Origin of the sequence: Bradyrhizobium sp. NBAIM18 (genome assembly GCF_020193825.1) — a bacterium.
Taxonomy (GTDB): Bacteria; Pseudomonadota; Alphaproteobacteria; order Rhizobiales; family Xanthobacteraceae; genus Bradyrhizobium; species Bradyrhizobium yuanmingense.
In genome coordinates this window covers 86,232-106,206 of sequence record NZ_JADYVO010000011.1, presented here as the reverse complement: position 1 = coordinate 106,206, position 19,975 = coordinate 86,232, and the positions used below count along the sequence as shown (strand labels likewise).

Annotated in this window: 19 protein-coding genes; 12 read left to right on the top strand and 7 right to left on the bottom strand. The window is 64.4% G+C overall.

Annotation, left to right across the window (positions count from 1 at the left end; genetic code table 11):
• The first annotated feature begins 5 nt into the window (after window positions 1–5).
• Window positions 6–1,220, top strand: coding sequence for an acetate/propionate family kinase (locus I6F17_RS23555; protein WP_225132085.1), 1,215 nt, complete (start codon window positions 6–8; stop codon window positions 1,218–1,220).
• Window positions 1,217–2,005, top strand: coding sequence for an enoyl-ACP reductase FabI (fabI, locus tag I6F17_RS23550; protein WP_225132086.1), 789 nt, complete (start codon window positions 1,217–1,219; stop codon window positions 2,003–2,005). The genes I6F17_RS23555 and fabI overlap by 4 nt, the downstream gene beginning before the upstream one ends.
• An 18-nt stretch (window positions 2,006–2,023) precedes the next feature.
• Here fabI and I6F17_RS23545 read toward each other — a convergent pair whose 3' ends face one another.
• Both I6F17_RS23545 and I6F17_RS23540 read right to left on the bottom strand, forming a co-directional pair.
• Window positions 2,024–2,623: a hypothetical protein gene (locus tag I6F17_RS23545; RefSeq protein WP_225132087.1), complete on the bottom strand. Its 600-nt coding sequence runs from the start codon at window positions 2,621–2,623 to the stop codon at window positions 2,024–2,026.
• A complete protein-coding gene (locus I6F17_RS23540) occupies window positions 2,620–3,546 on the bottom strand; it encodes an alpha/beta hydrolase (RefSeq protein ID WP_225132088.1) in 927 nt (308 codons plus the stop codon). Before I6F17_RS23540 ends, I6F17_RS23545 begins: the two co-directional genes overlap by 4 nt.
• A gap of 132 nt (window positions 3,547–3,678) precedes the next feature.
• Between I6F17_RS23540 and I6F17_RS23535 the strand changes: the two genes are divergently transcribed.
• Both I6F17_RS23535 and I6F17_RS23530 read left to right on the top strand, forming a co-directional pair.
• Window positions 3,679–6,186: an alpha/beta hydrolase gene (locus I6F17_RS23535; RefSeq protein WP_036039465.1), complete on the top strand. Its 2,508-nt coding sequence runs from the start codon at window positions 3,679–3,681 to the stop codon at window positions 6,184–6,186.
• 9 nt (window positions 6,187–6,195) lie between these two features.
• The gene (locus tag I6F17_RS23530; RefSeq protein WP_225132089.1) at window positions 6,196–7,080 is read left to right on the top strand and encodes an alpha/beta hydrolase; all 885 of its coding nucleotides are present in this window, start codon (window positions 6,196–6,198) and stop codon (window positions 7,078–7,080) included.
• Between the two features lie 195 nt (window positions 7,081–7,275).
• On the opposite strand, the gene I6F17_RS23525 is transcribed toward I6F17_RS23530, so the two are convergent.
• Genes I6F17_RS23525 through I6F17_RS23515 form a run of 3 tightly spaced genes read right to left on the bottom strand, consistent with a single transcriptional unit; the run spans window position 7,276 to window position 9,049 of the window.
• On the bottom strand, window positions 7,276–7,734 hold the full coding sequence (locus I6F17_RS23525; RefSeq protein WP_036039469.1) for a MaoC family dehydratase: 459 nt from the start codon (window positions 7,732–7,734) through the stop codon (window positions 7,276–7,278).
• Between the two features lie 12 nt (window positions 7,735–7,746).
• Window positions 7,747–8,397 (bottom strand): 3-oxoacid CoA-transferase subunit B, encoded by a 651-nt coding sequence (locus I6F17_RS23520; RefSeq protein WP_036039471.1) that lies wholly within the window; start codon window positions 8,395–8,397, stop codon window positions 7,747–7,749.
• Window positions 8,398–8,401: 4 nt separating this feature from the next.
• Entirely contained in the window at window positions 8,402–9,049 is a 648-nt protein-coding gene (locus I6F17_RS23515; RefSeq protein WP_035999395.1) for a CoA transferase subunit A, read from the bottom strand.
• Window positions 9,050–9,507: 458 nt separating this feature from the next.
• On the opposite strand from I6F17_RS23515, the gene I6F17_RS23510 reads away from it, so the two are divergent.
• The 5 genes from I6F17_RS23510 to I6F17_RS23490 all read left to right on the top strand — a co-directional run bounded on the left by I6F17_RS23510 (window position 9,508) and on the right by I6F17_RS23490 (window position 16,185).
• Entirely contained in the window at window positions 9,508–9,690 is a 183-nt protein-coding gene (locus I6F17_RS23510; RefSeq protein WP_225132090.1) for a hypothetical protein, read from the top strand.
• Window positions 9,691–9,831: 141 nt separating this feature from the next.
• Complete coding sequence (locus tag I6F17_RS23505; protein ID WP_225132091.1) at window positions 9,832–10,494, top strand: protein-L-isoaspartate O-methyltransferase; 663 nt, start codon at window positions 9,832–9,834, stop codon at window positions 10,492–10,494.
• Window positions 10,495–10,698: 204 nt separating this feature from the next.
• On the top strand, window positions 10,699–12,084 hold the full coding sequence (locus I6F17_RS23500; RefSeq protein ID WP_036039478.1) for a TolC family outer membrane protein: 1,386 nt from the start codon (window positions 10,699–10,701) through the stop codon (window positions 12,082–12,084).
• A gap of 302 nt (window positions 12,085–12,386) precedes the next feature.
• Window positions 12,387–13,157, top strand: coding sequence for a DUF2497 domain-containing protein (locus I6F17_RS23495; RefSeq protein WP_036039479.1), 771 nt, complete (start codon window positions 12,387–12,389; stop codon window positions 13,155–13,157).
• Window positions 13,158–13,308: 151 nt separating this feature from the next.
• Entirely contained in the window at window positions 13,309–16,185 is a 2,877-nt protein-coding gene (locus I6F17_RS23490; protein WP_225130001.1) for a valine--tRNA ligase, read from the top strand.
• A 1-nt stretch (window position 16,186) separates the two neighbouring features.
• Here the strand turns inward: I6F17_RS23490 and I6F17_RS23485 are convergent, their stop codons facing one another.
• A complete protein-coding gene (locus I6F17_RS23485) occupies window positions 16,187–16,789 on the bottom strand; it encodes a DNA-3-methyladenine glycosylase (RefSeq protein ID WP_225129999.1) in 603 nt (200 codons plus the stop codon).
• Window positions 16,790–16,919: 130 nt separating this feature from the next.
• Between I6F17_RS23485 and lipA the strand changes: the two genes are divergently transcribed.
• The 3 genes from lipA to I6F17_RS23470 all read left to right on the top strand — a co-directional run bounded on the left by lipA (window position 16,920) and on the right by I6F17_RS23470 (window position 19,358).
• Entirely contained in the window at window positions 16,920–17,876 is a 957-nt protein-coding gene (lipA, locus tag I6F17_RS23480; RefSeq protein WP_225129997.1) for a lipoyl synthase, read from the top strand.
• A gap of 6 nt (window positions 17,877–17,882) precedes the next feature.
• On the top strand, window positions 17,883–18,353 hold the full coding sequence (locus tag I6F17_RS23475; RefSeq protein ID WP_027542754.1) for a type II toxin-antitoxin system RatA family toxin: 471 nt from the start codon (window positions 17,883–17,885) through the stop codon (window positions 18,351–18,353).
• A gap of 222 nt (window positions 18,354–18,575) precedes the next feature.
• On the top strand, window positions 18,576–19,358 hold the full coding sequence (locus I6F17_RS23470) for a mechanosensitive ion channel domain-containing protein (RefSeq protein ID WP_036039487.1): 783 nt from the start codon (window positions 18,576–18,578) through the stop codon (window positions 19,356–19,358).
• Between the two features lie 6 nt (window positions 19,359–19,364).
• Here the strand turns inward: I6F17_RS23470 and I6F17_RS23465 are convergent, their stop codons facing one another.
• Complete coding sequence (locus tag I6F17_RS23465) at window positions 19,365–19,973, bottom strand: CinA family protein (protein ID WP_035999375.1); 609 nt, start codon at window positions 19,971–19,973, stop codon at window positions 19,365–19,367.
• Between the last annotated feature and the right edge of the window lie 2 nt (window positions 19,974–19,975).

Sequence of the window (19,975 nt, the reverse complement as noted above, 5' to 3'; positions counted from 1 at the left end):
TCGCCATGGACAGCATCCTCGTCGTCAACGCCGGCTCCTCGAGCGTCAAGTTCCAGGTCTTTGCGGTCGAGGGTGAGGGCGTTCTGCGCCGCCTGATCAAGGGACAGGTGGACGGCATCGGCAGCCGTCCGCGCTTGCGGGCAAGCAGGGCAGGCAACGATCCCATGGCGGACCGGGCCTATCCGATCGAGGCCATTCCGGACGTGCCGGTGGCAATGCAAGTTGCGGGGGAATGGCTGCGGAACGAGGCGCGTATCCATCCGTTGGCGGTCGGGCATCGCGTCGTCCATGGCGGGCCGGATTATGAGCGGCCAATTCTCGTCGACCATGGCGTGGTGGCACGGCTGGAACGCTTTGTTACGCTGGCGCCGCTGCATCAGCCGCACAATCTGGCGCCGATCCGCTCGATCCTGGCCAATTTCCCGACGATCCCGCAGGTCGCGTGCTTCGACACCGCGTTCCACCGCACGCACGGTCCGCTGGCCGATCATTACGCGATCCCCCACCAGCTCCACGCCGAAGGTGTGCGGCGCTACGGCTTTCACGGGCTGTCCTATGAGTACATCTCCAGGGCGCTGCCGCAGATCGCGCCAGACGTCGCGAAGCGCCGGGTGATTGTCGCCCATCTCGGCAGTGGCGCGTCGATGTGCGCGATGAAGAATGGGCTGAGCGTCGAGAGCACGATGGGATTCACTGCGCTTGATGGGCTGCCGATGGGCACGCGCCCGGGCCAGCTCGATCCGGGCGTCGTGCTGTACCTATTGTCCGAGAAGGGGATGACGGCATCGAAGGTGCAGGATTTTCTCTATCGTGATTGCGGATTGAAGGGGCTTTCCGGGGTCAGCAACGACATGCGCGAGCTGGAGGCGAGCACGGATCCGCAAGCGAAGCTGGCGGTGGACTATTTCGTCTATCGCATCGGCCTCAACGCCGGCATGCTGGCGGCGGCGCTGCAGGGGATCGACGCCTTCGTCTTCACCGCCGGCATCGGGGAGAACTCGAGCAGTATCCGCGCACGCGTGGCGGAGCAACTCGGCTGGCTTGGCGTGGCACTCGACCCGGCCGAGAACACGCGCCATTCGCGGCTGATATCGGCAAGGACGAGTCTCGTTCCGGTCTACGTCGTCCCGACGGACGAGGAGCTCATGATTGCGCAGCACACGCTGGCGCTGCTGATGAACGGCCAATCGCCCAACCCCAGACAAGAGAGGGTGTCATGATTCCAGTATTCCCGGACAGCAAGGTCGCACTAAAGGGGAAGAAGGGCCTCGTCGTCGGCATCGCCAACGACCAATCGATCGCCTGGGGCTGCGCCAGGGCGTTTCGCGCGCTCGGAGCCGATCTCGCCGTCACCTATCTGAACGACCGCGCCAAGAAGCACGTCGAGCTGCTGGCGCAGGCGCTCGAAGCGCCGATCTTCCTGCCGCTCGACGTCATGGCCGAAGGCCAGACCGAGGCGGTCTTCGAGCGGATCGAGTCGGAGTGGGGGCAGCTCGATTTCCTGCTTCATTCCATCGCCTTCTCGCCGAAGGAAGCACTGCACGGCCGCGTCGTCGATGTCGGCCGCGACGGCTTTCTGAAGACCATGGACGTCTCCTGCTGGTCCTTCCTGCGGATGGCACATCTGGCCGAACCCCTGATGAAGAACGGCGGCACGATGTTCACCATGACCTATTACGGCAGCCAGATGGTGGTGGAGAACTACAACATCATGGGCGTCGCCAAGGCGGCGCTCGAGGCCGCCGTTCGCTACGCCGCTGCCGAGCTCGGTCCGAAGGGCATCCGCGTGCACGCGATCTCGCCGGGACCGCTCGCGACCCGCGCAGCCTCCGGCATTCCGGAGTTCGACGAGCTGATGGACAAGGCGCAATCCAAGGCGCCCTCGCGCAGCCTCGTCAGCATCGACGATGTCGGCAATGCTACCGCGTTCCTGGCGCTCGACGGCGCCAAGCTGATCACCGGTGGCGTGCTCTATATAGACGGCGGCTATCACATCATCGATTGAGCGCGCAATCGCGCGTTGTCATGCCGGCGGTACGCCGATGCCGATGCACTCGAGTAATTCGCGCCAGAGCTTGCGGACTTCGGCGTGACGCTGCGCGAGCGCCGCACTGACCGCGTCGCGATGCGGCGCAAGGTCTGTGCTCTTCAGAAATAGAATCTGGGCCTGCAACAGCCGGCCACTCTCGAATTCGATCCGGCGTAGCGCCATAACAAAAGGATCCTGCGCATTGGCCTCGATTGGTAGGATCGCAGCCGGCCGTATGCCGGCATGCACGGCGTGGGCAAGCGCTGCGAGGTGAATCATTTGGGCAAGGCGAGGGTCTGCGATCCCTTCGACCGGTGCAGGCAGCCAGGCGGACTCCCAGGAGGCGAGCATGTAACCCAGGGAAGGATCCAGCACCCAGGACGTGGCGCGCAGCAGCAGCGAGACGATCTCGGTCTCGCGATAAAATTGAGCATTCAATTCGCTCTGCCATGCCGCGTCGAGCCTCGCGGGCAGCATGAAAGCGAATTGCCGAGCCAGGGCGCCGTGCGCCGAAATCAGGAATGCTGCGACCTTCGTCTGCTGGTACGGTGGAATGCGACCGTCCGGCGCGACGGGACCGAGGAAGCCGCTCATGGCAGCGCTCGCTTGACCGGGATGGCACGCAGATGATCGTAGCCGGCAGGAAACGGCGTGAGCTCGCCGCCGGGCTGGTCCGGCGCCACCCAGACCGCTTGATTGCCCTGCCAGCGGCCGGCCAGCACGTCTTCGGCAAAGCGCGCCAGCAGATCGGCGGTCAGTGTCCCTTTCTCCAGCGTGAAGGCGTGATAGGCCCTGGGGATGATCACCAATGAGCTGTTCTGAATCTCGACACGCAATGTTTCGTGGAGAGCCCGCGGCGTCAGGAAATCGAACTCGCCGTTGAGGATCATGGTCGGAACGGCGATCGCGGACAGGCGCGGCGTGAGCGGCTGGAAGTCGAGGAAAGATTCCATCAGGTTTTGCAGCGCGTAGACGTCGTTGACCAGCCAACCTTGCCGCTTCACGCTCTCGAGCTTGTCCAGCAGTGGCTTCAGCCATTGGTCCGAGAGGTTCATGGGCAACAGGAGATCCTGGAGGTAACTCGTGCCACCGAGGATCAGGCCGGTCCGCAGCGCATTGCCAAGCAGCAAGAGTTGCGGCGACAGCTCCGCAAAGCAGCTCATCGGCACGAGCCCGGCCAGCCGCTTGCCATGCTCGATCGCATATCGCAGCGCGATCAGGCCGCCAAAGCTGATCCCGCTCAGAAAGATCGGACGGTCCCCGAGTTCGTCGATGAGGAGGCGCAGTGCAGCGACTTGATCGTCCTGGCTGATGAAGAGCCTCGGCTTGTCGGAGGCGCCCTGGCCGAGAAGATCGAAGGTCGCAACGCGAAAGCCTCGCGCCGCCAAGGCCTCGCGATAGGCGCTCCACAGCTCGGAATATTGCGTCAGCCCGTTCACGAGAACATAGGCCGGTGCGCCCGCCGGCCCGTCGAGCTCATAGCGGATCCGATATGAGCCGTGGCTGAGGAAAGGCATCGCGAGGGTACCGCCGGTGTTTTGATGCCCGCGATCCTCGATTCCTCCGAGCGGATTCCATTGAGCTAGATCAAACCTTCCCCGGCCGCCCTGCCTAGCGTTTCAGGAAAATCTTCCAGGGAGGATCGCATCATGGCCGGACGAGATGCGTTGAATCGTTGCCTGTTGAGCCTGATCGTGCTGCTGCTCGGAACGGCGATCGCAACCGCACAGCCTTTCACGCGCCGTTCGTCGCAGGTGCAGCATGACGGGCTGAAGAAGACCTACGAGATCGCCAACTTCCGCCTGGGCGGCAAGTACGACCTGACCGACCCTTCCAAATGGGAGAACGGCGGCGAGGGCGGCGTCACGCTTGAATCGCTCGGGGCCGGCAAGCTGCGCACGGCTTACATCGCCGTCGGCAACGCAAGGCGCAACGCGGCGGGCGAGATCACCAATGCCATCGTGATCAACTCCTATTATTCCGGCGATTCCACCGACATGTACGAACAGTGGGTCAAGGGTGCGGCGTTGTCGGGTGGCGTACCCATCATTGGTCCGGGCCGGCCGATCGATACGGATCGTTACTATGTCATCATGGTCGATCCGCTCGGCACTTGGGGCGCGAGCAAGCCATCCGACGGCCTAGGCATCAAGTTTCCGCAATACAGCTACTACGACATGGTGCAGGCGAACTACCGCCTGCTGCGCGACGAGCTGAAGGTCGCGCGCGTCGCGCTGGTGACCGGCGTCTCCATGGGTGGCACGCAGACCTACGTCTGGGGCGTGATGCATCCGGAATATGTCAGCGCCCTGATGCCGATCGGCGGCACCACGCAATCGGATGGCGACGACCCGGTCGGCAACTGGACTTTCCAGATGATGACAGCCGCGATCCAGGGCGATCCGGTCTGGCAGGCGACCGAGGGCGACTATTACAAGCTCCCGAAGGAAAAGCATCCGGTGCCGGGCGTGGCTTTCGGCTGGTCGATCCTCGGCATGACGGGTTATGACTTTTCCTTCCGCACGACCCAGAACTGGGCGGCGGTACAGCCCGAGATCTTCTATTGGGATCCGCCGAACGAGAAGGCCGGCCTCAACGTCATTAATCGCGCCAAGCTCTACGACGCCGTCGACCTCGTCTGGCGCAATCGGGTCGGCGAGACCCATAACGTCAATCCCTATCTCGGTCGCATTCAGGCTCGCACGCTGGTGATGCACATTACCAACGACCTCTGGCTCAACTTCAAGCTGGCGCAGAAGGCTGTCGATCGCGTGCCCGGCGCTGATCTTATCGCACAGGAGAGCCCCGTCGCGCACTACGGCGTGTTCCCGATCATCAACCAGCGCAAGAACGATCCGAAGTTCGTCGCCTTCATGGATGACGTGGCGGCCCTCGATCGCGCCCAGAAATTCGTCGACAAGAATTACCGCGTGCCCGGCGTCGCCCAGACGATCGATCCCAAGAAGTCGTTCTGGAAGGCCTACGTGACCTATCCCTATCCGGTCAAATTCGGCAGTGCCAAGGACAAGAGCGGCAACTCCTGGGAAATCGGCTACATGGACGAGTATGCCGGCACCGACAAGGATCCGAAGGTGCTCGTCATCATCCACGGCAAGGGCGCGTTCGGCGGCCATTACGGCAACATCATGCAGTATGCGCTGCGCAGCGGCCTGCGCGTGATCGTGCCGGACCTACCGCATTACGGCATGTCGGGGCCCGGCAATCTCGACAAGAATCCCGCTCGCACCATGCAGGACATGCGCGAGGTGATCTACGACCTCGTGGTCAACCAGCTCGGAGTTAAGAAGGCGTACTATCTCGGCCACTCGCTCGGCGGCCAGTTCGTCGTGGGCTACGCCCTGACCTGGCCTGATGCGGTGCAGGGCCTCGCCTTAGAGGCGCCGTCCGGCCTCGAGGAATATCCGCGCGAGATCACCATTGCCAAGGACAAGAAGGCGACTCTGTTCGCCGACGGCCTCGGCCGAGACTTCGACAAGTGGAAGCAGGTCTGGGACCAGACCGGTATTCTCGCTGCGGAAAAGGCGCGGAGCGAGCAGAACGTCCGGGACTTCTTCTACTTCAAGAAACGTGATCCGGACACCGGCGTGGTATCGGCTGCGAAGAGCGGATACTTCTTCAACGACAGCGAATATGCCCGTTTCCATACCGAGCAACGCGCCGGGCTTACCAAGGGCAACCCGAAGGAGCTCGATCAGTGGTGCAACGTCTTCATCTTCGACATCTACACGATCGGTGCTGAGCTCCAGCAGGATGACCCGAAGAACCTCTATGAGCGGGTCACCCAGATCAAAGCGCCGATCTTCCTGGCGTTCGGCGACAAGGAGCCGTTCATTCCGACGCCTGCGTTCAACGGCCTGACGGACCTCGGCCGCGACGTCATCACGCCGTTCATGACGCGTATGACCAATGCCGGCAACCGGCCGATGCTCAAGATCTATCCGGAGACCGGACACTTCATCCACACCGACAATCCAGTGGAATACGCTGCCGATGTCGTGGATTTCGTGACCAACGGGGAGGTGGACACATCATCGCCGCTCGGAACCGATCGCATGATCAAGGGCGCCGTCGTCTCTGCCTTGCCAGTGGCGCCGACACCGCCCGGAGCGGCGCCGACGGCTGGCCTCAACAAGTAGGGCCCGGCGATGCCAAGGGTGCAGGCGGGCGAACTCCGACTCGGCTGGCGGGAGTGGGGACGAGGCGACGTCACCGTCGTCTTCATCCACGGAAATCTCGCCAGCAAGGACTGGATCGAGCTCGCCGCGCCATTGTTTCCGATCGGGCTCCGTGTGGTTGCAATCGATTGGCGCGGCTGTGGCGACAGCGACCGGCCGAAGCCGTCGGCCGACTATTCCAACTACTCCATGCGGCAGCACGCCGAGGACATGCTGGCGGCGCTCGATACGCTCGGGATCGGCTATTGCCATCTCGCGACACATTCCACCGGCGGCATCATCGCCGCCAGAATGCTGCTCGAGCAGCCGCAGCGCTTCGGCCGTGTGTTCGCGCTCGATCCGGTAACGCCGCTCGGCATGGCCTTCGATGCTGATCAGATCGGATTATTCAGGGCCATGATGTCGAGCAAGGAGCTGACGCGGTCCGTGATGGCTACAGCCGCTTCTTCGCTGTTCGTCCCGGAGAGCATGGGGCCGAACATGGTCCCTCGCTTTCGCGAGGGGCTGGGAGAGATCCAGACGCTGTTCGATCGGATCATCGAGCAGACCTTCGGCGTATCGGAGGGGATCTGGATCGGCACGCCGGTGAACCTGACGCGGGAGAAGGAGAGCCGTGAGCTGGAGCGCCGTATGTCCGAGATCCGGCATCCGCACCTCGTGTTGTGGGGCGAGCGGGACGGTTGGATCGCGCCGGCCGATCTCCGTGCTATGGCCGAAGCGATGCCGGATTGCCGGCTGGTCATCGTGCCAGGCGTAGGGCATTCGATGAACCTCGAATCGCCGGCACTTTATGCAGGCTATTTCGGCGCCTGGTTCGGAGGACGTGCCGCGTCACCATCCACGGCGCCAAGCTGATCCCCGGCGGGGCCTCGACGTCGACGGCGGCCACCACATCATCGATTGACGCGCTGAGCAGTCCGGACCCATGATCGATGGTGACATATTGCCAGTGTTTTGCCCGACGGAGCAACCGGTTCCGGGCGAACAGGAAACATCCGTCAAATCAGCCCCATGTCTACTGTGCATGGGGTTGTTTTTCGACTCTTTGACTCAGCGATAGTGCAGAGCGATCAATTCGGCGACACAGGCCGGCCTCTTGCCGCCCTCGATCTCGATCACGAGGTGGTAGTTGACGCGCAGCCCGTCCGGCGGCACGTCCTCCGCTTCCGCGATCGTGACCCGGCCGCGTAACTTCGAGCCCGCCGGAACCGGCGCGAGATATCGGATGCGGTCAGCACCGTAATTCAGCGTGTTGCGCAGCCCCTTCAGGCCGATGACCGAGCGGATGAACAGCGGGGCAAGGGCAAGCGAGAGCAGGCCATGGGCGATAGTCTTGCCGCCCGGCATCTCCTGCTTGGCGCGCTCCTGGTCGACATGGATCCACTGCTCGTCGCAGGTCGCCTCGGCGAACTGGTTGATGCGGTCCTGCGTGATCTCGATCCAGTCGCTGGCGCCTATCTCGGTGCCGATTGCGGATTTGATCTCGTTGAAGTCGCTGAATATTCGCATGGGTTGACCTGTTCAGAGCTTCATTTCCGGAACATTGTCGGGAATGGCGAGTTCGGCCTCCGTCAAGGCCATGACCTCGCCGACGCTCATGCCGGGTGCTGTTTCCAGCAGCGTCGCCTTGCCATCGGGAAAACCGATCACGGCCATGTCGGTCACGACAAGGTTGACAGGGCGTGCCGAGGTCAGCGGCAGCGAGCATTTCACCACGATCTTCGACTTGCCCTTGGCCGCGTGCTGCATGGCGACGATCACGCGCTTGGCGCCGGTGACGAGGTCCATTGCGCCGCCCATGCCCGGGACCATCTTGCCCGGGATCATCCAGTTCGCGAGATGGCCATGCGCATCGACCTGGAGACCGCCGAGCACGGTGACATCGACGTGGCCGCCGCGGATCAGGCCGAACGACATCGCGCTGTCGAAGGTGGAGGCGCCCGGCAGCGCGCTGATCGGGCGTCCGCCGGCATCGGTGAGCGTCGGATGCGCCATCCCCTGCTCGGGAATCGGCCCGGTGCCGATCAACCCGTTCTCGGACTGGAAGAAGACCTTCAGGTCCGACGGCACGTAATTGGCGACCAGGGTCGGAATGCCGATACCGAGATTGACGAGGTTGCCGCTCCTCAGCTCCTTGGCGACACGCCGGGCGATGATGATCTGGGGATCCATGATGTCACCCGTTGGTGATGAGATAGTCGACAAGCGGCGCGGGGGTGACGACGTGATCGGGCGCGATCACGCCGACCGGGACGATATGCTCCGCCGTCACGATGACGGTGTCGGCCGCCATCGCCATGACCGGGTTGAAATTGCGCGAGGTGAGGGCGTAGGCGAGGTTGCCGAGGTAGTCGGCGAGGAAGGCGTGCACCAATGCGAATTGCGCCCGCAGCGCCGTTTCCAGCAGGAACGGCTTGCCGTCGACTTCGATCTGGCGCTTGCCTTCGGCCACCAGCGTTCCGACCCCGGTCGGCGTCAGCACCCCGCCGAGACCGCACCCGCCGGCGCGGATGCGCTCGACGAAGGTGCCTTGCGGCACGAGATCGACCGCGATCTGGTTCGCCAGCATCTGCTGCTGCGCCTTCGGATTGAGACCGATATGCGTTGCCGTCAGCTTCGACACCAGCGCTTGATCGAACAGCTTGCCGACGCCCTTGCCCGGCGTGGCCGCGTCGTTCGAGATCAAGGTCAGACCCGTCTTCCTCTGGCGCACGACCTCGTCGAGCAGCCGCTCCGGCGTTCCAACTCCCATGAATCCGCCAACCATGACGCTGGCGCCTGCCGGGATCATCGCAACGGCTTCTTCGACGGAAACAGCCTTCATGATCGAAACTCCCGGTCGCCCGACGATGGGCTGAAGGGCGGTGACGTGGGGATGTTGGCGGGCGGGCGGCCGACTCCCTTGATCTGGGTCAAGGGCCTCTGGATCATTGCGCGCCGTCAGCGCGCCCTTCTCCAACGTGAACGCATGGTAGGCCTTGGGAATGATTTGGGAACCTCGACGCTGAGGCGCGCTAAAAGGCTCAAGAGAAACCGACGCTTCCGTAACAAAACCGGATCCAGTCCGGAGAGCCGAATCTTACTAAATTCAAACGCTTGCGCTTGCATCCTAATGCTGCGTGCTATGTGCTTTGCCTGAAATCTAGAGCGAAGCACCGGGGTGCAGCACGGAATCGCGTTCGAACACCTGTGCGTCGGCGAGGTCCCGCCATTCGGACGGCGCCAAAACGACTCAATTTACGTCGAGCGTGGATCTGCCGGACATTCGCGGAGCTGATTCCCATGCCAGACATCAACAAGGTCGACCGTTCTGATTTGGCCTCCTCGATTCTGCCGGCCGGCATCCCCGAGCTCAGCGACGATGAATGCCTCGCTTGTCTCGCGCGCGCCGTCGAGGCGCCGGATTCGGCGCGGCTGGACGAGGTCGCCGGCCTCATTGGCCGCCTGGCAGTCGCCATCGAATAGGGCCGGCCCGGCCCTCCATCAGGAGAGGTTGCGGAGCGCGAAACGCGCATCGCCAACCGCTATGTTGCGTTTTGACCGAGCATGCTCCAAAAGATGCCGCGATTTTTCTCCGCGGCATCGTCCGCATTGCAGGGTCCGCAAATGTCCGGTTTTTCGACCGCGCGCCAAAAAATGGTCGATGGCCAGGTGCGCACCAATGACGTCACCGACCGTCGTGTTCTCGATGCCATGCTCACGGTGCCGCGCGAGGCCTTCGTGCCGGCCGGCCGGCAGGCGCTGGCTTACCTCGATCTCGACCTCGACGTCAGCGAAGGCGCCGCCAAGCGGTTCCTGATCAAGCCGGCGCTGACCGGCAAATTGCTCCAGGCCGCCGAGATCGGCGGGGATGACAACGTGCTGGTCGTCGGCTGCGCCACCGGCTATCTCGCTGCACTGGCTGCCAAGCTCGCGCGGCAGGTCACGGCGACCGAGTGCGATACGGCTTTGGCCGCCAAGGCCAGGGACGCCTTCACCGCCCAGGGTCTTGCCAATGTCGCCTGCAAGGCCGCGGCCTGCAACGAGGGCGACCCTGCTGCCGCCCCCTATGACGTGATTGTCCTCAACGGCGCGGCCGAGGTGATGCCGGAAGCTCTGCTCGGGCAGCTGAAGGAGGGTGGGCGCCTGGTGGGGGTGTCGGCCGAATCGAGGCCGCCGCGCGCGATGATCGTGACCCGTACCCACGGCGAATTCGGCCATCGGGCCCTGTTCGACGCCGCCGCCCCGGTTCTTCCCGGCTTGGAGCGGGCGGCTGCTTTTGTCTTCTGACGGCCCCAAAGCCGCCCCAAATCCCGTTCTGAATCAGAAGTGTGGCCGGGATGCTGCACGTGAAGAGTTTCCACTGAGAACCACCGTCAGGTAGTTCCGTCGCGCTCGACCGCGTCCTATGTTGCGGCGGGGCAACGACTCCATTGGTACGGTACCCCTGCTCGCGGGCACGAGCCGGGCGCTAGAACGAACGGAATTTCACGGATGCATGGGGTGAAGCTCTTCACCGGAGCTGCGGTTTCGGTCCTGCTGCTGGCGCTTGCCGGGCCGACGCCTGCCTTGGCGGATACGATCGACGGCGCGCTGGTGCGCGCCTATCAGAACAATCCACAGCTCAACGCGCAGCGTGCCCAGGTGCGCTCGACCGACGAAAACGTGCCTCAAGCCTTGTCGGGCTATCGCCCTAGGGTCTCGCTGACCGCGAGCGGTGGTTACCAGTACCAGGATTTGCAGAGTGGTCCGGGGGCTAACTCGATCAACGGAACGAGGTTACCTCGCAGCGCCGGGATTACCGCTACGCAGACGCTCTACAATGGCAACCAGACCGCCAACAGAACGCGGGCGGCGGAGAGTCAGGTGTCCGGTGCCCGCGAAGCGCTGCGCAGCCTCGATCAAAGTGTGCTGCTCCAGGCGGCTACGGTTTACATGGACTATCTGCGCGATGCCGCCACGCTCGAAGTCCAGCGCAGCAACGTACGCGTGCTCGAGCAGACGCTGAAGCAGACCCGCGACCGCTTCAATGTCGGTGAAGTGACGCGCACCGACGTCGCCCAATCGGAAGCGCAACTGGCGGCCGGCAGGACGCAGGCCCTTACAGCGGAAGCAAACCTTACCACCACGCGCGCAAACTTCCGCCGCATCATCGGCAACGAGCCGGCGAATCTCGCCCCCGGTTCACCTGTCGATCGTTTCCTTCCGGCAACCCTTGCCGCAGCGATCGAGCTTGGCCTCATTGAGCATCCCAACGTCACGGCCGCAATGTTCGGCATCGACGTCAATTACCTGCAGGTCAAGGTCGCCGAAGGTGCGTTGCTGCCGACGATGACCATCCAGGCATCGGCGACGCAGGCCAATGAACAGTCCTTGATTCAGATGCGATCGTTCTCCGCAGCGGCGATCGCGCAGCTCTCGGTGCCGATCTATCAGGGCGGTGGCGAATACGCGCTGATCCGCCAATCCAAGGAGAACCTGGCGCAGCAGCGCCTGAACCTCGAAACGACTCGCGACCAGACCCGTGCGACCGTTGTGCAATGGTGGGGCTCGCTGCAGGCCACCAAGGCGCAGGTGCAGTCGGCTCAGGCGCAGGTGACGGCGTCCGAGATCGCCCTGAACGGCGTCCGCGAGGAGGCCAAGGCCGGCCAGCGCACCACGCTGGACGTGCTCAATGCGCAGCAGGCGCTGGTGAACGCGCGCGTTGCGTTGGTGACCGCGCAGCACGATCGCGTAGTCGCATCGTATAACGTCCTCGCGGCGGTTGGGCGTCTGTCGCCGCAGGTCCTCGGCCTTGCGACTACGACCTACGACCCCAGCGTTCACTATCATCAGGTGCGGGACAGCTGGGCGGGTGTGCGCACGCCTGACGGCCGCTGATTCCCGTAATCATCCGGTCGATCTCGCCAATAGCCGAGGTCGATCGGTGCTTTGCTTGCAATCGTCAAAATCCCTGACATAGCCTTGCCAAGATGATGCGGGTCGATTCGCCCGCGTTGATGTCGTGTGCGTAACACTTCGACGCCGGGGCAGGGGCGCACCGCTGCGCGTCGAGCCGTGATCTGGGGACAAGTCGGGCTGCGGCGACGAAAATGGCGGACCCATCGTTGGGGAACCGGCCAATCCTGCCGTGCTTGGTGTAAAACAACGCATGCGAGGGCGTTGATGATGTGGAGTCGGAGATGACGCAGCCTGCAAAGGTCACAGAACCCTCGATGGAGGAGATTCTGGCCTCGATCCGGCGCATCATTGCCGACGACGAGGCAAAGCCCCCGCCGGCTGAGGCCGCCAAGCCCGAGAAGGCTGCTGCGCCCGCCGCGCCCCCGAAGCTGCAGGCGATGAACGACATTCCGCCATCCAAGGTCGCTCCGCCTAAACCCGCCGCCGAGAAGCCGGCACCGCCGCCGGCTGCAAAGCCGGCGCCGCCACCTGCGCCGGCGCCCGCGGCGGACGCATCCAACAGCCAGGACGATATCGACGCGTTGCTGGCGGGTCTCGATGCGGCCACACCCACGCCTGAGGTCCGCGCGCCCGAGCCAGAGCCCGAGCCCGAGCCTGAGCCCGACGTGCTCGAACTGACCGACGACATGGCGATGGACCCGACGCCGCCTCCGCCGCCGCCGACCTTCCGCAAGGTCGAGCCACGCGACGATCTCGAATTCGCCGAGCCGCCGCGTCCCGCCCCGCCGCCGTCCTACGCGCCGGTGGACTTCGACGCGCCGCCGCTGCCCCCGCAGCAGCCGATCCTCGCGCAATCGACGGTCTCCGCGGTCGAATCCGCCTTCAACTCCCTGGCCCATACGGTGCTCAGCAGCAATGCGCGGACGCTGGAGGACCTGGTCAAGGAGATGCTGCGGCCGATGCTGAAGTCCTGGCTCGACGACAACCTGCCCGGCCTGGTTGAACGCATCGTGAAGGCCGAAATCGAGCGGGTCTCGCGCGGGGGCCGCTGAGGGCGGCCGAAGGGCCCTCATAAAGCCCGGCTTGGGCGTCATATTCGGGCGCCGGACCGGGCTGGAAAGCGCTGTTGCCGCCTCGTTTTCCCTGACCTTTTCGTTGACTTTTCGTTGACTTGGCCCCCTCGCGCGGCTTTCTAGCAGCCCCATGATCGAGAAAAATTACCAGCCCGCCGATATCGAAACCCGCATGTCCGTGGTGTGGGAGGACAGCCTTGCGTTCAAGGCTGGCCGGCCCGACCGCCGTGATGCCGTGCCCTTCACCATCGTGATCCCGCCGCCGAACGTGACGGGCTCGCTGCACATGGGCCACGCCCTCAACAACACGCTGCAGGACATCCTTTGCCGGTTCGAGCGCATGCGCGGCCGCGACGTGCTGTGGCAGCCCGGCACCGATCATGCCGGCATCGCCACCCAGATGGTGGTCGAGCGGCAGCTGATGGAGCGCCAGCAGCCCGGTCGCCGCGAGATGGGCCGCGAGAAGTTTCTGGAGCGGGTCTGGCAGTGGAAGGCCGAGAGTGGCGACACCATCATCAACCAGCTCAAGCGCCTCGGTGCGTCCTGCGACTGGTCGCGCGAGCGCTTCACCATGGACGAGGGCCTGTCGAAGGCCGTCGTCAAGGTCTTCGTCGAGCTGCACCGTGAGGGCCTGATCTACAAGGACAAGCGGCTGGTGAACTGGGACACCAAGCTGCTGACCGCGATCTCCGATCTCGAAGTGCAGCAGACGGAAGTGAAGGGCCACCTCTGGTATCTGCGCTATCCGATCGAGGGCAAGACGTTCAACCCCGAGGATCCCTCGAGCTTCATCGTGGTCGCCACCACGCGCCCCGAGACCATGCTCGGTGATACCGGCGTTGCCGTGCATCCGGAGGACGAGCGCTACCAGAAGCTGATCGGCAAGAACGTCGTTCTGCCGCTGGTCGGCCGCAAGATCAAAATCGTCGCCGACGAGTATTCCGATCCCGAGAAGGGATCGGGCGCTGTGAAGGTGACGCCGGCGCACGACTTCAACGATTTCGAGGTCGGCAATCGCCACGGGCTGCGCCGGATCAGCGTGCTCGACAGGGAAGGCTGTCTCGATCTCCTCGACAACGAGGATTATCTGCGCGACCTGCCCGAAGGCGCTGCGCAATTCGCCGAGGAATTCCACAAGGTCGACCGCTTCGCTGCGCGCAAGCGCATCGTCGAGCGGCTGGAATCGTTCGGCTTCGTCGAGCGGATCGAGCCGCACACCCACATGGTGCCGCACGGCGATCGTTCCAACAGCGTGATCGAGCCGTATCTGACCGACCAATGGTACGTCGACGCCAAGACGCTGGCGAGACCTGCGATCGCGGCGGTGCGTTCGGGCGAAACGACGTTCGTGCCGAAGAACTGGGAAAAGACCTATTACGAGTGGATGGAGAACATCCAGCCTTGGTGCATCTCGCGTCAGCTCTGGTGGGGCCATCAGATCCCGGCCTGGTACGGCCCTGACGGCAAGGTGTTCGTCGCCGAGACCGAGGAGGAGGCCATCAGCCACGCGCTCGGCTATTACGTCGAGCAGGAGGTCATCACGCCCGAGCAGGGCCGCGAGATGGCGCTCGACCGCAACAAGCGCGAAGGCTTCATCACGCGCGACGAGGACGTGCTCGACACCTGGTTCTCCTCGGCGCTGTGGCCGTTCTCGACGCTCGGCTGGCCCGACGAGACGCCCGAGGTGCAGCGCTATTACCCGACCAACGCGCTGGTGACCGGCTTCGACATCATCTTCTTCTGGGTCGCCCGCATGATGATGATGGGATTGCACTTCATGAAGGAGGTGCCGTTCTCGACCATCTACATCCACGCCCTCGTCCGCGACGAGAAGGGCGCCAAGATGTCGAAGTCGAAGGGCAACGTCATCGATCCCCTCCACCTGATCGACGAATACGGCGCCGACGCGCTGCGCTTCACCCTGGCCGCGATGGCGGCGCAGGGGCGCGACATCAAGCTCGCCACCAGCCGCGTCGAAGGCTACCGCAATTTCGCGACCAAGCTCTGGAACGCGTGCCGGTTCGCGGAGATGAACCACTGCGCCGTGCCTGATGGTTTCGAGCCGGCGAAGGCGAAGGAGACGCTGAACCGCTGGATCGCGCATGAGACCGCCCACACCACGCGCGAGGTGACCGAGGCGATCGAGGCCTATCGCTTCAACGATGCCGCCGGCAGCATCTATCGCTTCGTCTGGAACGTCTACTGCGACTGGTATGTCGAGCTCGCCAAGCCCGTGCTGCTCGGTCCGGACGGCCCCGCCAAGGACGAGACCCGCGCCATGGTCGCCTGGGCGCGCGACGAGATCCTGAAGCTGCTGCATCCCTTCATGCCCTTTATCACCGAAGAGCTGTGGGAGGTGACGGCAAAACGCGACGGCCTGCTCGCACTGGCGCCGTGGCCGCTGAAGCCGGTCGAGCCGACGCCGGAGCAGCTCGCGATGCTTGCGGCGACCACGGGACCGACCGATGCGCTCGTCTCGCCGGCCTGGGTGCTGCCGATCTTCGATCATGCCGACTTCACCGATCCGGCTGCCGAGGCCGAGATCGGCTGGGTCATCGACCTCATCACGCAGATCCGCTCGGTGCGCGCCGAGATGAATATCGCGCCGGCAACGCTGACGGCGCTGGTGCTCGCAGGCGCTTCGGCCGAAACCAAGGAGCGCGCGCCGCGCTGGGCCGATGTCATCAAGCGCCTGGCACGGCTGTCGGACATCTCGTTCGCCGATCGCGCGCCTGACGGCGCTGTCCAGCTGCTGGTGCGCGGCGAGGTCGCCGCGCTGCCGCTCAAGGGCGTGATCGACGTCGCCGCCGAGCGCACGCGTCTCGACAAGGAGATCGGCAAGGCCGAGGCAGACATCAAGCGAGCCGAGTCGAAGCTGGCGAACGAGAAGTTCGTCGCCAACGCGGCCGAGGAGGTCGTCGAGGAGGAGCGCGAAAAGCGCGAGACGGCGCTGGCGCGGAAGGCAAAGCTGCTCGAGGCGATGGAGCGGCTGAAGCAGGCGTCGTAGCCTATTTCGGAAACGGCTTGCTCAAAAACTTCGAGCCCCTGACGCCGTAGCGCCAGGGCAGCTCGACCGCCTTGGTGATGCCGATGCGGATGCCGGTTGCGACCTCGACATCCTCGGTTCGCGCATGCAGCGCGATGGGAGGCCGATCCAGCGGCAGGGCGTTGTGCGCGATGGTGATGCCGAGCGCCTCGGTCAGCTTGCCCGGGCCCGAGCACAGCGCATACACGTCCTGCAGATGCCGGCGTCGGCGCATCGCAGCCAAGCCATGCGTCGGCTCCAGCGCGCGGATCAGCACGGCGCTGGCCGAGCCTTCCTCCTCGCAGACGAAGTTGACGCACCAATGAATGCCGTAGGAGCGGTAGACATAGGCAAAGCCAGGCGGGCCAAACATGACCTGGTTCCGCTGCGTCGGCCCGCGATAGGAGTGCGCCGCCGGGTCGGTATGGTGATAGGCCTCGACCTCGACGATGATCCCGCCGACGCCGTCGACGAGCATGGTGGCGCCGATCAGGTCGGGCGCGACCTCATGGACGCTGCGTCCGAAGAAGGCGCGCTTCAGGGGCTTGCCGAGCCGCGGCGGTGAAGTGTTCGAGATTGGAGCCATTCGAGGTGAGAATCGCCTGAGAACAGAGCAGGATATTGCCCATATCTGCCATGTTCCCTGAAGCGGGGCGAGCCGGGTTGCGATGCCAGGCCAGACCGACTAGGTAGGACCTGAACAGACCGGACACCCCATGGTCGTTATTGTCGATACCATCTCGAACCCGCTGCGCCCGCGCCACCCCGAAAAGGTGAACCGGCCCGATTCCGCTTCGCCGCCGAAGCCGGACTGGATTCGCGTGCGCGCGCCGAACACCCGCGGCTATGCCGACACCCGCAACATCGTGCGCGCCAACGGCCTGCACACGGTGTGCGAGGAGGCGGGCTGCCCGAACATCGGCGAGTGCTGGGACAAGAAGCACGCGACCTTCATGATCATGGGTGACACCTGCACCCGGGCCTGCGCCTTCTGCAACGTCAAGACCGGCCTGCCCAATGCACTGGACGCGGCCGAGCCGCAGAACGTCGCCGAGGCCGTGGCGAAGCTGGGCCTCGCCCACGTCGTCATCACCTCGGTCGATCGCGACGACCTCACTGATGGCGGCGCCGAGCATTTCGCAGAGACCATCCGCGCGATCCGCGCTGCGTGCCCCTCGACCACGATCGAGATCCTGACGCCGGACTTCCTGCGCAAGGAAGGGGCGCTCGAAATCGTCGTTGCGGCGAAGCCCGACGTGTTCAACCACAATCTCGAGACGGTGCCGTCGCGCTATCTCACGGTGCGGCCCGGCGCGCGCTACTTCCATTCGATCCGGCTGCTGCAGCGGGTCAAGGAGCTCGACCCCACCATCTTCACCAAGTCCGGCATCATGGTCGGCCTCGGCGAGGAGCGCCACGAGGTGCTCCAGGTGATGGACGATCTGCGCTCGGCCGACGTCGACTTCCTGACCATCGGGCAATATCTGCAGCCGACCCGCAAGCATCACGCGGTGATGCGCTACGTGCCGCCGGACGAGTTCTCGTCCTACGAAAAGATCGCCTACACCAAGGGCTTCCTGATGGTGTCGGCAAGCCCGCTCACCCGCTCGTCGCATCATGCCGGCGAGGATTTCGCGAGACTGAAGGCTGCGCGGGCAGCTCACGCCCGCTGACGTACCATGCATCGAGTTTCGAGCAAGCACCGTGTCAACCACAGCGCGTCCGAGATGTTTGATCTGGTCGCCGATGTCGAGCGCTACCCGGAATTCGTGCCGCTGTGCAGCGCGCTGAAGGTGCGCCAGCGCATGGCGAAACCCGACGGCACCGAGGTGCTGGTCGCCGACATGACGGTGTCGTTCAAGCTGGTCAAGGAATCCTTCACTAGCCGCGTGACGCTCGACCGCGCCAATCTGAAGATCCTGGTCGAATATCTGCAAGGTCCGTTCAGGAATCTGGAAAACCGTTGGACGTTCGAGCCCAAGGGCGAGGGCGTCTGCGACGTCGGCTTCTTCCTCGCCTACGAATTCAAGAGCCGCATGCTGGCGATGTTGATGGGCTCGATGTTCGATGCCGCCTTCGCGCGGTTCTCGACCGCGTTCGAGAAACGGGCGGACGCGATCTACGGCCGGCCGAAGCTGGCGTCGACGTAGTCGCGATCAGCACTGCTCTCTCCACCGTCATTGCGAGCGCAGCGAAGCAATCCAGGGTGTCTCCGCGGAGGGATTCTAGATTGCTTCGCTGCGCTCGCAATGACAATGGAGCGGCGGGCGTGCCCTCCCAATCCAACATCGCTCCGTGTTCCCCATCAGCATCCACCGGGATCATTTCGCATCGCGGCGCGTTCTCAACCGACTGACCGGGTTGGAGCCGCCATGACTATCAATTTCGACACGCTGAAAGCTTCGCTTGTCCTGTATGGCCTGAACGCGATCTACGCGGTCCTGCTGCTCGCGGTCGGCTGGTATCTGTCCGGCGCGATGCAACGCTTCGTCACGCGCGTCCTCAGCGTTACGCACCGCGTCGACCCGCTGGTGACGCTGTTCGTAGGCAGCCTTGCGCGCTATGGCGTGCTCGCGGTCGTCGGCATCGCCGTGCTGCAGCTGTTCGGCATCCAGACGGCGAGCCTCGTTGCCGTGCTGGGCGCGACCTCGCTCGCCATTGGTCTTGCCTTGCAGGGCACGCTGTCCAATCTCGCCGCCGGCGTGATGCTGCTCTTGTTCAGGCCCTTTCACATCGGCGACGATGTCGAGGTCGCCGGCAAGGCGGGCAAGGTGAGATCGCTATCGCTGTTCATGACCGAGCTGGTCGCGCCCGACAACACGCAGATCCTGTTGCCGAATGGACAGGTCTGGGGCGCGGCCATCATCAACCATAGCGCCTATCCCGGCACGGGCGAGGTCAAGGTCGCATTTCCGGTCCCTGCGGGCGCCGCAAATACGCTGGCCGACCGGATACTCAAGGAATTGCGCAATGACTCCCGCATCGACGATCACGCAGCGCCCGCCGTCTCCGTCACCAAAGTCCTCGATGTCGCCAACCCCGCGGCACCGATCCTGGAATTGACGGTTAGCGCCAAGGCAAAACCGTCTGAAGCTGGCGCGGTCAAGCAGTGCGTGCTCGATCATGCGAGCGCGCTGCTTGCCACGGCTGCCTGAGGCGTTCTATCCCCGCGGCGGACGCGGCGGCCTGCGCTTGACCACATGCCGGCGCGGCGAGCGGGTGACGCGCGGGCGCAGGCGGCTGGCGGCGGTGCGCTGCGGCTTGGCCGCGACTTGCGGGCCGCGGGCCAGATCCATCAGCATGCGCAGCGCCTCGACCACGGAGCGGGCGCGCACCGCGCTGCGGCCGATGGCGCCGAAGCGGTGCTCGCGGTGGATGATGCGGCCGTCGCGCGCGGCGGCGGCGAAGTGCACGAGACCGACCGGCTTGCCGGGCGTGGCGCCGCCCGGGCCGGCGATGCCGGTGATGGCGACCGCGAGATCGACATCGGCGCGCTCAAGCGCACCGATTGCCATTGCGGTCGCGGTCTCCTTGCTTACGGCGCCGAAATTGGCCAACGTGCTCGCCTCGACGCCAAGCATCGCGCGCTTGGCTTCGTTGGAATAGGTGACGAAGCCGCGGTCAATGACATCGGACGAGCCCGGGATGTCAGTCAGTGCGCCCGCGACGAGACCGCCGGTGCAGGATTCGGCCGTTGCGATCGTCAGCTTGCGCATCCGGCACAGATCGAGCAGCGAGCGGGAGAGGGCGCGTGCGTCGCTGCCGCCCATGG

Bases quoted from the DNA above. Each gene is read 5' to 3' on its own strand.
- I6F17_RS23555 (WP_225132085.1), top strand. From the start codon at position 6: ATGGACAGCATCCTCGTCGTCAACGCCGGCTCCTCGAGCGTCAAGTTC.
- I6F17_RS23520 (WP_036039471.1), bottom strand. From the start codon at position 8,397: ATGGATCCCCAGATCATCATCGCCCGGCGTGTCGCCAAGGAGCTGAGG.
- lipA (WP_225129997.1), top strand. From the start codon at position 16,920: ATGGTCGTTATTGTCGATACCATCTCGAACCCGCTGCGCCCGCGCCAC.
- I6F17_RS23510 (WP_225132090.1), top strand. From the start codon at position 9,508: ATGCCAGACATCAACAAGGTCGACCGTTCTGATTTGGCCTCCTCGATT.
- I6F17_RS23505 (WP_225132091.1), top strand. From the start codon at position 9,832: ATGTCCGGTTTTTCGACCGCGCGCCAAAAAATGGTCGATGGCCAGGTG.
- I6F17_RS23475 (WP_027542754.1), top strand. From the start codon at position 17,883: ATGCATCGAGTTTCGAGCAAGCACCGTGTCAACCACAGCGCGTCCGAG.
- I6F17_RS23525 (WP_036039469.1), bottom strand. From the start codon at position 7,734: ATGCGAATATTCAGCGACTTCAACGAGATCAAATCCGCAATCGGCACC.
- I6F17_RS23545 (WP_225132087.1), bottom strand. From the start codon at position 2,623: ATGAGCGGCTTCCTCGGTCCCGTCGCGCCGGACGGTCGCATTCCACCG.
- I6F17_RS23465 (WP_035999375.1), bottom strand. From the start codon at position 19,973: ATGGGCGGCAGCGACGCACGCGCCCTCTCCCGCTCGCTGCTCGATCTG.
- I6F17_RS23485 (WP_225129999.1), bottom strand. From the start codon at position 16,789: ATGGCTCCAATCTCGAACACTTCACCGCCGCGGCTCGGCAAGCCCCTG.
- I6F17_RS23470 (WP_036039487.1), top strand. From the start codon at position 18,576: ATGACTATCAATTTCGACACGCTGAAAGCTTCGCTTGTCCTGTATGGC.
- I6F17_RS23535 (WP_036039465.1), top strand. From the start codon at position 3,679: ATGGCCGGACGAGATGCGTTGAATCGTTGCCTGTTGAGCCTGATCGTG.
- fabI (WP_225132086.1), top strand. From the start codon at position 1,217: ATGATTCCAGTATTCCCGGACAGCAAGGTCGCACTAAAGGGGAAGAAG.
- I6F17_RS23495 (WP_036039479.1), top strand. From the start codon at position 12,387: ATGACGCAGCCTGCAAAGGTCACAGAACCCTCGATGGAGGAGATTCTG.
- I6F17_RS23490 (WP_225130001.1), top strand. From the start codon at position 13,309: ATGATCGAGAAAAATTACCAGCCCGCCGATATCGAAACCCGCATGTCC.
- I6F17_RS23500 (WP_036039478.1), top strand. From the start codon at position 10,699: ATGCATGGGGTGAAGCTCTTCACCGGAGCTGCGGTTTCGGTCCTGCTG.
- I6F17_RS23540 (WP_225132088.1), bottom strand. From the start codon at position 3,546: ATGCCTTTCCTCAGCCACGGCTCATATCGGATCCGCTATGAGCTCGAC.
- I6F17_RS23515 (WP_035999395.1), bottom strand. From the start codon at position 9,049: ATGAAGGCTGTTTCCGTCGAAGAAGCCGTTGCGATGATCCCGGCAGGC.
- I6F17_RS23530 (WP_225132089.1), top strand. From the start codon at position 6,196: ATGCCAAGGGTGCAGGCGGGCGAACTCCGACTCGGCTGGCGGGAGTGG.